This is a genomic window from Saccharothrix lopnurensis (assembly GCF_042658445.1).
Lineage (GTDB): Bacteria > Actinomycetota > Actinomycetes > Mycobacteriales > Pseudonocardiaceae > Actinosynnema > Actinosynnema lopnurensis.
Genome location: NZ_JBHSQO010000009.1, coordinates 83,168 through 95,671 on the forward strand (window position 1 = coordinate 83,168; position 12,504 = coordinate 95,671).

The window sequence follows — 12,504 nt, forward strand, 5'->3', positions numbered from 1 at the left end:
GGTGAATAGTCGACCGATAAATTCCCGGTATCCGCCGCGCGTCGGTGGGACATGCCTCAGATCCCTCCCTGCGAACCCCACCCGTAGGTCAGCGGTTCCGGTAGACGCTCTGCGTCATCCCACAATACGGCAAGACTGCGACCCGCGTGGGGCTCAACCGCGTTACGCGAACGCAACGCCTCGGTGCGCAACTCGGCCAACCGGTGGGGCAGTCCGTGCACCCCGCCCGCCTCGAACATCCCGGTCACGGCTTCCCGAAAACGCGGGTTCGAGCAATCCTCGCGGTCCCAGATGATGATCGGGACACCCGCGCGGAACGCCAGCGCCGCCTCCTGCCAGGCCCGGCTCCGGCGGTCGCCCGGGGGTTCGCTGAGCACGAGCGACACGATCGAGGTGTCCTTCAGCTCCACCGCCATGCCGGTGAGGTCCCAGCCGCCGTTGGCGTCGCTCCAGTACAGCCTGGGCGGGGCGGCCTGGTCGCCCGACATCGTGCTCCAGCGCTGCTTCCACGCCAGCCAGTAGCGCTGGGCGCGCATCCGGTCCAGGCTGCGCACCACCACCGGGTGATCCATCGCCAGGGGGACGGCGATGTCGGACAGCGACGCCTTCCGCCAGAACTCCACCGGGGTGTTGATCATTTCCCACGGCAGGGTGAACTCGACCACGATCGCGCTGACCCGCGCGCCCGCGGCCGTGGTGCCCAGCTCGACCTCCAGCTCCGCGATCACGGTGTCGACCTCGGCCTCCAGGTCCGCCCGGTGGACCTGGGCGTCACCGCGGCGGGCGGTGTTCCCGCCGGGACCGCTCCCGTCGGACCCGGCCCAGTACCGCCAGTGCGAGAACACGACCTTCTCCGGGTCGTCCGGGGTGGGGTCGACCTCGAACACCAGGTGCACCACGTCGGCTTGCCGGGCGCCGGGCTCGGCGCGCCAGTCCGCCCGCTCCACCAGGTCCGTCACCTCGAACCGCTCCGCCCACCGCCAGTTGTACCGCCGCAGCTCGTCGGCCAGCGCGCTGTCCCCGACCCGGCCCGCGAGGCAGTCCACGAACACCATGGCGGGCGGCAGCGCGTCCGGGCCGGCGTTGTGGTCGGCGAGGTGGAGGAACACCGACCACACCGACCGGCACCGCGCCGGCATGTCGTCGCAGCGGCCGGCGCTGGCGACGGTGGCCAGCCGGCGCAGCAGGCGCAGCTCCTCGGCCGGGTCGTCGGCCAGCCGCACGGACCGCAGCACCTGCGCGAACCGGTCCCAGTCCCGCGCGGGCAGCGCCCGGCAGGCCGTCCACTCGTCGCCGAGGTCGAGGATCAGGGCGATCTCCGGCGCGTGGGGCTCCAGCACGGACAGGCAGTCGACCAGGGCGGCCAGGCCGCCACCGCGGCGGCAGCACCAGCGGACGAGGCCGAGCAGCTGGAGGTGGGCCTCCTGCCCCTCCAGGGGCACCGACTCGCCGAAGAGGTCCGAGAGCAGACCCACCAGCATCGCCCGCCCGCGTTCGGTGCGCAGGCACTCGCACCGCTCCAGCGCGGAGACCAGGTCGCCCTGCAAGCGGAGCTGGGCGGTGCCCGCACCGAGATCCGTGACCATGCGACCATCCCCCGTCCACCGCAGAAGCCGGATCGCGGCGAGCGTCGACGAAGAAGGGATCGTCGCCCCCCGCTCACCGCAGGAGCAACTGTTCCACACCGAACAGGGGCCATTTCCGCAAAATGCGGTCACACCGCCGCCGGGTGCCGGGCGGACAGGGCGCGGCCCGTGGTGGTCAGCTCGGTCGCCACGCGGTCCACCGCCGCGGTGAACCCGGGTGCGTCGCAGTTCCAGTCGTCCAGCCTGACCAGCAGCCAGCGCCGCCAGGCATCCACCAACCGGGCGAACACCTCGGTTCCCTGCGGGGTGAAGCGGTACCGACCGCCGTCCTCGACCACGTAGCCGCGGGTCTGGAGCTGGCGCGCCACCGGTTCGAACACCCCCGCCGGCACCCCGGTCTCCTCGGCGAGGCGGTCGAGGTCGGCCGCGCCGCCGGCCACGCTCTGCCGGAACACCCGGACCACCAGCCACGCCTGCGCGTGGGTGAGCGGGACGTCCGACGCGGTGAGCACGTCGGGCGTGGGGTCGCGCCGCTCCCGGCCGACGACCAGGGCGACGAGCTTCTCCAGCTCCCGCTCGGAGTTCCAGGTCCGGGGTTCGCCGAAGTTGTCGCCGACCTCGTTCGCGGCGGCGCGCGCGGTGTCCCGCAGCGGCACCTCCCGCAGGAACAGGGCCACCACGAACGCGACCGCGGCCACCGGCGCGGCGGACAGGAACACCGTGTGCAGGGTGTCGGCGTAGGCGGCGATGATCGGGGCCTTCTGCTCGGCCGGCAGGGCGTGCAGGGCCTGGACGTCGGTCGCGACGCGCGGGTCGACGCCGGGCGGGACCGCGGTGGCCAGGTGGTCCGGCAGGGTGCCCGCGTAGATCGTGCCGAAGACCGCCACGCCGAACGAGCTGCCCAGGGTGCGCAGGAAGCTGACCCCGGACGTGGCCACGCCCAGGTCCTCGTAGCTGCTGGTGCTCTGCACGACCACCATGGTCACCGGCATGCACATGCCCACGCCCAGGCCGAGCACGAGCATGGAGACCGACGCCTCCCAGAACGTCGTGCCGACGCCCAGCCGGGACAGCAGGAGCATCCCGGCGACCATGAGCAGGCTGCCGACCAGCGGGAACACCCGGTAGCGGCCGGTCTTGCCGATGATGGTGCCGGTGGTGACCGACGCCGCCAGCAGGCCGACGACCAGCGGCAGCATCTCCAGGCCCGACCGGGTGGCCGACGCGCCGTGCACGTACTGGAGGTAGGTCGGCAGGAACGTGACGCCGCCCAGCATGGCGAAGCCGACGACGAAGCTGAGGATCGTGCACACGGTGAACACGCGGCCGCGGAACAGCCGCATGGGCAGCATCGGCTCCTCGGCGCGCAGTTCGACGAGCACGAACGCCACCAGCGCGGCCACCGAGCCCACGGCCATCCACAGGATCGTCGGGGAGGACCACGGGTACTCGACCCCGCCCCACGAGGTGACCAGCGTGAGGCCGGTGGCGGCCAGGGCGATCAGCAGGATGCCGGCGTAGTCGACGCGCGGGCGGGCGGTGGTGCGACCGGTCGGCAGCGCGACCGCGGCGACCGCGAGCACCACCAGGCCGAGCGGCAGGTTGACGTAGAACGCCCAGCGCCAGCTCAGGTGGTCCACGAACAGACCGCCGAGCAGCGGCCCGACGACCGTGGCCACGCCGAACACCGCGCCGATGAACCCCTGGTACTTGCCGCGCTGGGCGAGCGGCACCACGTCCGCGATGACGGCCGCGGAGGTCACCATCAGCCCGCCCGCGCCCAGGCCCTGCACCGCGCGCGCCAGGATCAGCCACGTCATCGAGTCGGCCCAGCCGCACAGGAACGAGCCGACCAGGAACAGCGCGACGCTCGCCAGGAACGCCGGTTTGCGCCCGAACAGGTCGCCGAACTTGCCGATCAGCGCGGTCATGATCGTCTCGGCGAGCAGGTAGGAGGTGACCACCCACGACAGGTGGCCACCGCCGCCCAGGTCGCCGACGATGGTCGGCAGCGCGGTCGCCACGATGGTCTGGTCCAGCGCGGCGAGCAGCATGCCGAGCATGATCACCGCGACGACGGCGTTGCGCGCGCCCCGGCGGACCCCGGTTCGTTCGGCCTGGTGGACCACGGCGGACCTCCCGGGTGGACCATAGGGCGCTCACCCGACCGCCGCCCGCGCACGTTCACCCGGCCGGGTGAGGCCCTCCCGGCTCAGTAGGCCATGAACAGGATCTCGTCGCGCGAGTAGTCGTGCCCCGGGTGGTTCTCCTTGAGGTGCTGCTGGGTCTTCGCCACGAGGTCGTCCTCGTCCTGGCCGATGATGCGCTCACCGCACGGACAGGTGATGTTCGTCTTCATCGCTTCCTCCGCTGGAGATCACGTCACCCCGGACTCTACTGACGGCGGCCCGGGGACGACGACGGTTCCCCACTGTGCCAGCCCACCCAAACCCCCCAAACCGCGCGAGTCGTACGCCCAGGACCACCGTGTCGTACGTCCAGGACCCCCGAGTTCTACGTTCGCGCACACCGTCGGCCCGGCCAAGCCCCGTCGAGGGGTACCTGAACGTTGAACTCGGGGGTCCGGAACGTACGACACGGTGGGTCTGGACGTACGACTCGCGCGGGGTGGTCGGGCCCGATCGTGGAAGGCCGCAGATTTGCGGGGGCCGCGCCGGACCGCGGTCCTAACGTCGTTCCTCACCCAGGAGGAGGAACGACGTGGCGGCCGGTGAGGCCCGCCCGCGCGTGGGGAGCCTCCGACGGCACCGGGTCGAGACCCGTCCGGGTCGTGTGGGTCAGATGACGCAGAACTCACGGCAGACCCGCTGTCACGCTGGTGGACGGCACCGGGTCGAGGTACGGAGACCATGGGAGGGACGGTTCATGTCGGGCCACTCCGAGCCACTGCACTCCTCCATCGTCTCGGTGGACATCGCCGACTCCAGCGCGGAGACCCGGCGGACCCCGCACAAGGTGCGGATGGTCGAGGGGCTGCACGACTTCCTCCGGGAGTCCTTCGCCGCGGCGGACATCGCCCCGGACAGGTGCGACTTCCTCGACCGCGGGGACGGCTGGCAGATCCTGGTGAACGCCTCGGTCCCGAAGATCCGGCTGGCCGACAGGTTCGTCCACGAGCTGAGGAACCGGCTGCTGCGGTACAACTCGGTGGCCAACGAGGAAGCCACCCTGCGGCTCAGGGTCGCGCTGCACTACGGGGAGGTCACCACGTTCGGCGTCTCCCACGTCTCCAAGGCGGTGGAGCACGCGACCCGGATCCGGGACGCCCCGTACGTGAAGCGCAAGCTCAGGGAATCGGGGTTCGCGCTGGCACTCGTGGCGTCCGACGACTTCTACGGGAACGTCGTCCACGAGGACCCGGTCGCCAGCCAGCAGGGTTTCGAGCCCTTCTCCGACGTGGTGCGCGACGGCACCGTCGGCGCCTGGTTGTGCCTGTTCGGCAGCGGGGCCCCGAGGCCGTCGGCGCCGCGCCGCGCCGCCCCCGGCGGGGCCGTCGAACCCGCGCCGCTCGACCTCCCGCCGGACGAGGACGACCCGGCGTTCACCCTCGTCCGGGCCGTCGTCGTGCACGGCGCGCCGGACGCGACGACCCGGCAGGACCGCACCACCGCCCCCGTGCTCCACGGGCCGCCGGGGTCGGGTCGGACGCGGTTCGCCCGGCTGGTGTGCGGGGAGCTGGAGGCCAAGGGGCAGCCGAACGCCCTGCTCACCGAGGAGACCGGCCACCGCTCCCGCCCGGTGCCGGACCTGCTGCTGGAGGCGGCGGTCAGGCTGGTCGACGGCGGGGGCCGGTGGGACTTCGCCGGGTTCCTGGGGTGCTGCGCCGTGCTGTTCAAGGTCCTGCCCGGTCGCGCGGGCCCCGACGCGCTGATCGCGGAGCTGGCCTCGCCCACGGCGATGTCGGCGGCCCTGCACGAGCTGCTCGTGAAGAGGCAGCTCACCGCGTGGGCCCACGTGGTCCCCGTGCTGACCTCCCGCCTCACCGGGCGGAACTGGCTCGGTCTGCGGCCGAGGTTCGACCGGGCCGTCCGGCCCGCCGAGCTGCGCGAGGTCGACGCCCTGTCCCGCCGCGACGTCCCGGAGGCCCACGCCGAGGTCGACGACATCGTGCTGCGGTCGTTCCTGACCGACCTCGACGCGCACGCGAACGCGCACGCCAAGCCGAAGCTGGTGGACCCGGTGGTCGTGGTGGACGACCCCGTCGGGGCCACCGCCCTGGTGCGGACGTGGGGCAGGGTGGTGACGAGGGCCCGGCCGGCCCGGATGACCCTCGTCGCGGTGGGCGATCGCGAACTGGTGGACCGGCTGCGGTCGACCGACCGCGCGGCGGTGCTCGACGACGGCCCGGACGGGGGGCGGCCCGACGGCGGGGAGCCCTCCTCCGGCGGGGCGTGGACCGCGCTGCCGCTGTCCGGGCTGACCGAGTCGCAGGTGCGGCGCGCGGCCGCCGGCGCGGGGGTGCCCGAGGAGCTGAGGGAACCCGTCGCGCACGACGTGCTCGCGGTGACCGCGAGCCACCTGGAGGCGACGGTCGAGCTGGTGCGGGCCGCCGCGGTCGCGCCGGAGGACGTCCGGCCCGCCCGGCTGCTCGGGACGCGGCCCCCCGGCAGGTCCGTCCCCCTGTCGGAGTACCTCCTGGACCGGCTGCTCCAGAAGAAGGTCGACAAGGCCGACGACGCGGTGACGTGCGCGGCGGCCAGGAACCAGACGGAGGCCGCCGCGCTGATGAACGACGGGATCATCCGGGAGAGGACCCGGGCGTTCACCCCGGCGGTGTGGCCGTGCGACGGGCCGGCCGGGACGCGGACGATGCACCCGCTGGCCCGGTTGCTGCTGCTGCGGCGGTTGGCGGAGCGGCCGGCGGACGCGCCGGACGGGTGGAGCGCCGTGTTCACCCGGCTCGCCGGGTCCGCGGCACGCCGGCGGGACGAGGCGGGCGCCCTATACCACGGGTACGCCTCCGGGGACGTCGACCGGGTGGTGGCGGAGCTGGAGGAGCGCCTGGTGAACGGCTCGGGACGGCGGTGGCTGAGCCTGGTCGAGACCGTCGCGACCTGCCCCTGCCCACCGGGCGAGGACCACGACGCCGCCTCCCGCTCGCCGGTCGGGGCGCTGGTGGCGGCGTGGCGCGCCACCAACGACCCGCACCTGGTGGACCGGTGGGCGGACCACCACGCGCAGACCGCCTCGCACCTGAGGCAGGTCGCGGGCCAGGCCCAGGACGGGCACATGGCGTTCCTGGAGGCCGCCGAGTGGCACGAGGAACGGGCGCGCAGGCAGCCCCACCGCCCCAACCCCTGAAGACGGAAGAGGACGCGCCGTGACCCGAGTGGAGATTCCCGACGCCCGCCCGAAGCGGACCGCGCGACGGGTGGTCGCCTGGTGCGCGGCGGCGGTCGTGGTGGCCGCCGCGATCGTCGTGTGGGCGTGGCCCTCGCACGAACCGGTCTGCGACGACCAGGTGGGGCTGACGCCGGTCGACGGCCAGTGCGTCGGGGTCGCCGACACCGATCGGGTGTACGACTTCGGCCACGAGGAGCTGCGCGACGTCGCGGTGCGGTTGCGGGAGGCGAACGCCGGGGCGAGGCAGGACGACGAGCACCACGTGGGCATCGCGGTGCTGCTCAACCTGACGCCGGGCGACCACGCGATCGAACCGCCGACGCAGCTGCGCAAGCAGCTCGAAGGCGCGCTGCGGGCCCAGGCCGCCCACAACGAGGACCGCGGCCACCTCCCCCGGGTCGAGTTGCTGCTGGCCAACGCCGGTGACGGGTTCGAGCACTGGCCGAAGGCGGTCGAGGAGCTCCTCCGGAGGCGCGGCACCCCGGACAACCTGGTCGCGGTCACCGGGTTCGGCCAGAGCCTGACGAAGGTGACGGACGCCATCCGGGCCCTGGCGGAGGAGAAGGTCCCCATGGTCGCCTCCACCCTGACCTCCAGCACGTTGCAGGGCATCCGGGGGCTGCTCCGCCCCGCGCCGAACAACTCGCAGCAGGCCGTGGTGGCGGCCGAGAAGGCCGCGGAGATAGCCCGCGGGAAGCTCGCGCGCAGGGGCGTCCCCGGGACCGGGAGCACCGCGGCCCCGCTACCGGGCGCCTCGACCGGCCCGGAGAAGCCGAAGGCCGTCATCATCACGGACGAGAAGGAGGGCGACCCGTACCCGAGCGATCTCAAGGAGACCTTCGAGGTCGAGTTCGGCCGCCTGGGCGGCCAGGTGGCCGATCCGCTGTTCTACAACAGCGGGCTCGGGGAGGTCAGCGGCACGTTCCGGAACCACTGGCTCAACATCTGCTCGGAGAAGGCCGAGGTCATCTACTTCGCCGGGCGCGGTCTGCACCTGAGCGCGTTCGTGGGTGCGCTGAGCGACGTCTACTGCGACATCGCCCCGGACCTGGTCGTGCTGAGCGGGGACGACAGCCCCACGGAGGACCAGGTCGCCGGGAAGAACTTCACCGAGGCGCTCGACAAGGGCATCGAGATCATCAACACCGAGCTCGCCCCGCCGGACCTGTGGGAAGCCCTGGACCTGGTCCGGGCGAAGCCCGAGGGCTCGATCGCCCCCGACGCGATGACCGACGCCGGCGTCGAGCGCTTCCTGGGACCTCGGGACGGGGCGTCGGCGGCGCAGCCGGCGGACGACGGCGAGGTCCTGTCCTACGACGCCGTGTTCACCGCGACGACGCTGGTGCAGAACGCCGTGGAGCCGGACCGCGAGGAGGCCGTCACCGCCCGGGACGTGTGGGCGGTGATCGACTCGATCAGGGACTTCACCGCCGTCCAGGGCGCCAGCGGGCGGTTGTCCTACGACACGCAGGGCAACGCCGTGCGGAAGACGGTGTTCCTGATGAGCCGCACGGCGGAGGGGCACGAGCTGGTGGACGTCCGCTGACGGGACGGCCGGGGAGCGCCCCGGTGGGCCTCCGCGAGCCGCGGCGGCGGGGCTCGCGGCCCGACCCCCGGCCGGGAGCCGGCGGTCCTGCGGGACACCGCACCGCCGACCGGGTGGTGCGCGGCCCGGTCGGCTAACGGCGGGTCGGGCGCGGCGAACTCACCGGGTGCCGCCCCACCACCGGTCGTCGAGGGAGACGAAAACCATGATGTCGTCGAGACCGCTCCGCCGCGCCGCGGCGCTCCTGTCGGTCCTGGCCGCCGCGGTGGCCACCGCGGCGGTCGCCGCGCCCGCGCACGCGGCCGGGTTGGACCAGGTGTGCGTGGGCACCGAGGTGACCACCTTCGACCCGCCGCTGACCCTCACCGCGCGGCCGACGACCGTCACCGTCAGCGGCGTCTACACCACCTGCACGAACCCGGGCGCGATCACCGCCACCTACGCCGAGACGTTCCCGCTCACCGCGTCCTGCCTGGTGCTGTTCGACTCCGGGTCGGCGCTGCGCACGTTCACCTGGGGCGGGACGGAGGCGCCCAGCACGTTCCAGTACAACGTCACCTCCAGCGCCGTGGCCGGTCAGGTCGTGGTGACCAACACCGGGGTGATCACCGCGGGCGGGTTCGCGCCGGCGGGCGCGGAGCAGGTGATCACCCTGGTGACCCCGAACGTCCTCCAGTGCCTGGTCGGCGGGGTGGCCTCCGTGTCCGGGCCGACCACCCTCACCGTGCACGGCGCCTGACCGCCGTCACCAGCGGATGTCACCCAGGTCCTCCAGCGGCGCGCGCTCGTCGGCCGACGACGGCACGACGAGCGCGTCCGCGGCCCGCACCGCGTCCGGGAAGGTGAACCCGCACCGCTGCTCCACCTCGGCCACCCCGACCTGGAACACCCGGAACTCGTCCAGCTCCAGCGATTCCAGCTGGTCCAGGTTCTGGGTGAGCAGGAACGCCCGCGCGGTGAGCGCGCCGCCCGAGGCGAACACGACCACCTTCCAGTACTCGCGCGGCAGGGCCACGCCGCGGAAGACCCGGTCGTCCGCCCGGAACACCGGGCCGCCGTAGACGCTGACGCGCAGGCGGTCCGCCTTGGCGTCGGCGAGCACCGCGTCCTCCAGCCTCCCCCACAGGCCCCGCCGCGAGCTCTGGTTGAAGTCGTCCACCTGCGGGGTGATGTTGGTGAAGAAGAACGAGTCGACGTTGGCCCGCGCCGCGTCCGGCCCCCACAGCAGGTCCGCGCGCCGCGCCAGGTGGCCCCGGTCGAGCCGGTTGTCCCGGTAGAGCTCGTCGCCGACCTGGTGCTCGGCGGGCACGCGCGGGTCGAGGACGAACGGGATGCCGGTGCGGCTGATGTCCCGGAGGTCGCCGCCGTCGATGTTCCAGGCCACCCAGTACGCGAAACGCCGGGATGTCGACTGGGCGAGGGAGAAGTGGGTGTAGTCGATCACCGGCACGCCGTCCAGCTCGACCGCGTCGGCCCGCGCCCGGTCCCCCAGCACCGGCAGGCCGACCGCCGTACCCGGGAAATCCGGGCCGAGGAAATTCGGGTCGAAGCCGGGCCGCGACGCGGGGCGCTCCGGGCGCGCGGTCCCGGGCGGCGTGAGCGAGATGCCCAGCTTCTCGAACACCGAGCCGGGCAGGCACGCCAGCGCGTGCTCGTCCGGGCTGTCCGCCGCCTCGCCGGCGAAGTGCAGGCCGGCCAGGGTCCGGCCCGGCTTGCCGTTGGCGGACTTGAACACCCAGGCCGCGCCCGAGTCGCCGCCCCGGCTGATCTCGCCGTCGGGGGCGGGCTTGGCGCGGTCGGGGCCGATCTCGAAGCACCCGATCCCGCGCGGGCCGACGCCGGGCCCGTAGTCGATCTCGGCGAGCACGTCCACGCGCCGGACGACGCCGTGCGTCACACCGGTCGTGCGGCCGCTCTTGACGACCTTGTCGCCCAGGTCCGGCTCGCCGAGCCGGTCCACGGTGACGCCCAACCCGTGGACGTGGGCGGCGAACCCGCGGTCCTCGACGGTGGCGATGGCGCAGTCGCCCGCCGCGCCCAGGTGCGACCGGACGAGCCGGCCGAGGCGGTTGCGCCCGGTGCGGTTGTCGTCGTGCGCGCCCGGCTGCACCACGTCGTCGCCCAGCGCGCCCTGCGGGCCGTGCAGGACGTGCCAGTTGCTCAGCACGTAAGGGGTGCCGTCCTCGCGGTCGTGCACGACGCAGCCGACGGTGCCCGCGGACACCCGCACGTGCCCCACGCTCACGCCGGGCACCACGGGGTCGACGCGCGTCTTGCGCGGGTCGACCTCCGCCTCCTCCAGCACCCGGAACTCCACGCGGTAGTCGCGCTGGAGCACGTCGGTGGGCACGGCCACGCCGTCCACCTCGACCGCCTCGGGCAGCGGCGCGGTGCCCAGCGCGGCCAGCTCCTCCGGCGCGGCCTTCCGCCGCACGGTGAACTGGACCGCGACCTCGCCGGTCACCCGGCCGCCGGTCACCTTGTGGCCGATGCCGATGGACGTCACGTTCGGGTCGCGCAGGTAACCGGCGCCTTTCGCGCGGACGAACTGCCGGAGCGACCGGGGCGTCCCGTTCTTCTTCCTGGCCATGAGCGGCGTCCCCCTGGTGTGCGCGCGTCGGTGGCCTTGCTGTCGAAGTCCCCCGAACGAGCGTTAGCCCGAACTCGGTGTGGTCAACCGTTCGGCCCAACAGGGGGACCCGAACACGACGGAGGTGTGACCAACCACTGTTCGGCCCTGCCGCGCGTTCCGCCCGGCGTGCTGTTGTGCAGGGGCGAGTTCCCCTGAAAATCGGCCACCGGCCGGCCCTGCTCTAGGAGGAGCCATGAGGACCAGACACGTCGTGGTGGCGAGCGCGCTGTTAGCCGGGCTCGTCGCACCGCCCGCGCACGCGGCCGCGCCGGTGCTCTACAGCGGGCACCCGGACGCGGTCGCCGACAGCTACATCGTGGTGCTCAAGCGGCACGAGGACCTGGCGGCGACGCGCACCGCCGTCCGGGGCGTCACCCGCACCTACACCACGGCCCTGGCGGGCTTCGCCCTGCGCGCCGACGCCGCGACCGCCCGCCGCCTGGCCGCCGACCCGCGCGTCGACTACGTGGCGCAGGACCTGGAGGTGGACCTCTCGGCGCAGGCGCTCGGGGTGCAGCCCGCCCCGCCGTCGTGGGGGCTGGACCGGATCGACCAGCGCGCCCTGCCGCTGGACACCCGGTACCACTACGCCAACACCGCGTCGGACGTCCGGGCCTACGTCTTCGGCACCGGCATCCGCTACACGCACCAGGAGTTCGACGGCGCGGCCGTGCCGGGCCTGGACACGATCGGCGGCGTCACCCCGCCGGGCAACGACTGCAACGGGCACGGCACGCACATGGCGGGGATCATCGGCGGCCGCACCACCGGCGTGGCCAAGGACGTGACCCTGGTGTCCGTGCGGGTGCTCAACTGCCAGGGCTCCGGCTCGTACTCGCAGATCATCCAGGGCATCGACTGGGTGACCAGGGACGCGGCGGCCGGCGGGCGGCGGGCGGTCGCGCTCATGACGCCCGGCGGGGCGCGGCACCAGGCGTTCAACGACGCCATCACCGCCTCGATCAACGCGAACGTGCACTACTCGGTCGTGTCCGGCGGCTCCAACGCCGACGCGTGCGCGTACTCCCCCGGCAGCACCCCGCTCGCCACGACCGTGGGCGCGACCGACGCCAACGACAACCGGGCGAGCTTCTCCAACTACGGCAGCTGCATCGACGTGTGGGCGCCGGGCGTGAACATCACCTCGGCGTGGGGCACGTCGGACACGGCGTACTCGACCATCAGCGGCTCGGCGGCGTCCGCGCACGCGGCGGGCGCGGCGGCGCTGTGGCGGCACCGCTTCCCGGGCGACTCGGCGGTGCAGGTGGGTGCCGCGCTGAGCGCCAACGCCACGCCGGGCGTGGTCGTCAACCCCGGCGCGGGTTCGCCCAACCTGCTGCTGTTCACGGGCATGATCCCGGTGTGACGGCGTGGGG

The 12,504-nt window shown here is 73.4% G+C and carries 8 protein-coding genes; 4 read left to right on the plus strand and 4 right to left on the minus strand.

What is annotated here, in order from left to right; translation table 11 throughout:
* Nucleotides 1–56: 56 nt before the first annotated feature.
* The 3 genes from ACFP3R_RS11555 to ACFP3R_RS11565 all read right to left on the minus strand — a co-directional run bounded on the left by ACFP3R_RS11555 (nt 57) and on the right by ACFP3R_RS11565 (nt 3,945).
* Complete coding sequence (locus ACFP3R_RS11555) at nt 57–1,586, minus strand: VMAP-C domain-containing protein (RefSeq protein ID WP_380635364.1); 1,530 nt, start codon at nt 1,584–1,586, stop codon at nt 57–59.
* Between the two features lie 128 nt (nt 1,587–1,714).
* Nucleotides 1,715–3,649: a DHA2 family efflux MFS transporter permease subunit gene (locus tag ACFP3R_RS11560; protein WP_380635553.1), complete on the minus strand. Its 1,935-nt coding sequence runs from the start codon at nt 3,647–3,649 to the stop codon at nt 1,715–1,717.
* A 149-nt stretch (nt 3,650–3,798) separates the two neighbouring features.
* Nucleotides 3,799–3,945 (minus strand): DUF1059 domain-containing protein, encoded by a 147-nt coding sequence (locus ACFP3R_RS11565; protein ID WP_380635365.1) that lies wholly within the window; start codon nt 3,943–3,945, stop codon nt 3,799–3,801.
* 527 nt (nt 3,946–4,472) lie between these two features.
* Between ACFP3R_RS11565 and ACFP3R_RS11570 the strand changes: the two genes are divergently transcribed.
* The 3 genes from ACFP3R_RS11570 to ACFP3R_RS11580 all read left to right on the plus strand — a co-directional run bounded on the left by ACFP3R_RS11570 (nt 4,473) and on the right by ACFP3R_RS11580 (nt 9,235).
* Nucleotides 4,473–6,908, plus strand: a complete 2,436-nt coding sequence (locus tag ACFP3R_RS11570; protein WP_380635367.1) for a hypothetical protein — start codon at nt 4,473–4,475, stop codon at nt 6,906–6,908.
* A 19-nt stretch (nt 6,909–6,927) separates the two neighbouring features.
* The gene (locus ACFP3R_RS11575) at nt 6,928–8,496 is read left to right on the plus strand and encodes an ABC transporter substrate-binding protein (protein WP_380635368.1); all 1,569 of its coding nucleotides are present in this window, start codon (nt 6,928–6,930) and stop codon (nt 8,494–8,496) included.
* A 205-nt stretch (nt 8,497–8,701) separates the two neighbouring features.
* On the plus strand, nt 8,702–9,235 hold the full coding sequence (locus tag ACFP3R_RS11580) for a hypothetical protein (RefSeq protein WP_380635370.1): 534 nt from the start codon (nt 8,702–8,704) through the stop codon (nt 9,233–9,235).
* 6 nt (nt 9,236–9,241) lie between these two features.
* Here ACFP3R_RS11580 and ACFP3R_RS11585 read toward each other — a convergent pair whose 3' ends face one another.
* Nucleotides 9,242–11,086, minus strand: a complete 1,845-nt coding sequence (locus ACFP3R_RS11585; protein ID WP_380635372.1) for a DNA/RNA non-specific endonuclease — start codon at nt 11,084–11,086, stop codon at nt 9,242–9,244.
* A gap of 235 nt (nt 11,087–11,321) precedes the next feature.
* On the opposite strand from ACFP3R_RS11585, the gene ACFP3R_RS11590 reads away from it, so the two are divergent.
* Nucleotides 11,322–12,494, plus strand: a complete 1,173-nt coding sequence (locus ACFP3R_RS11590; RefSeq protein ID WP_380635373.1) for a S8 family peptidase — start codon at nt 11,322–11,324, stop codon at nt 12,492–12,494.
* Nucleotides 12,495–12,504 lie beyond the last annotated feature (10 nt).

Excerpts from the sequence above, each read along its gene's own strand:
- ACFP3R_RS11555 (WP_380635364.1), bottom strand. The coding sequence starts at position 1,586 with ATGGTCACGGATCTCGGTGCGGGCACCGCCCAGCTCCGCTTGCAGGGC.
- ACFP3R_RS11560 (WP_380635553.1), bottom strand. The coding sequence starts at position 3,649 with ATGCTCGGCATGCTGCTCGCCGCGCTGGACCAGACCATCGTGGCGACC.
- ACFP3R_RS11565 (WP_380635365.1), bottom strand. The coding sequence starts at position 3,945 with ATGAAGACGAACATCACCTGTCCGTGCGGTGAGCGCATCATCGGCCAG.
- ACFP3R_RS11570 (WP_380635367.1), top strand. The coding sequence starts at position 4,473 with ATGTCGGGCCACTCCGAGCCACTGCACTCCTCCATCGTCTCGGTGGAC.
- ACFP3R_RS11580 (WP_380635370.1), top strand. The coding sequence starts at position 8,702 with ATGATGTCGTCGAGACCGCTCCGCCGCGCCGCGGCGCTCCTGTCGGTC.
- ACFP3R_RS11585 (WP_380635372.1), bottom strand. The coding sequence starts at position 11,086 with ATGGCCAGGAAGAAGAACGGGACGCCCCGGTCGCTCCGGCAGTTCGTC.
- ACFP3R_RS11590 (WP_380635373.1), top strand. The coding sequence starts at position 11,322 with ATGAGGACCAGACACGTCGTGGTGGCGAGCGCGCTGTTAGCCGGGCTC.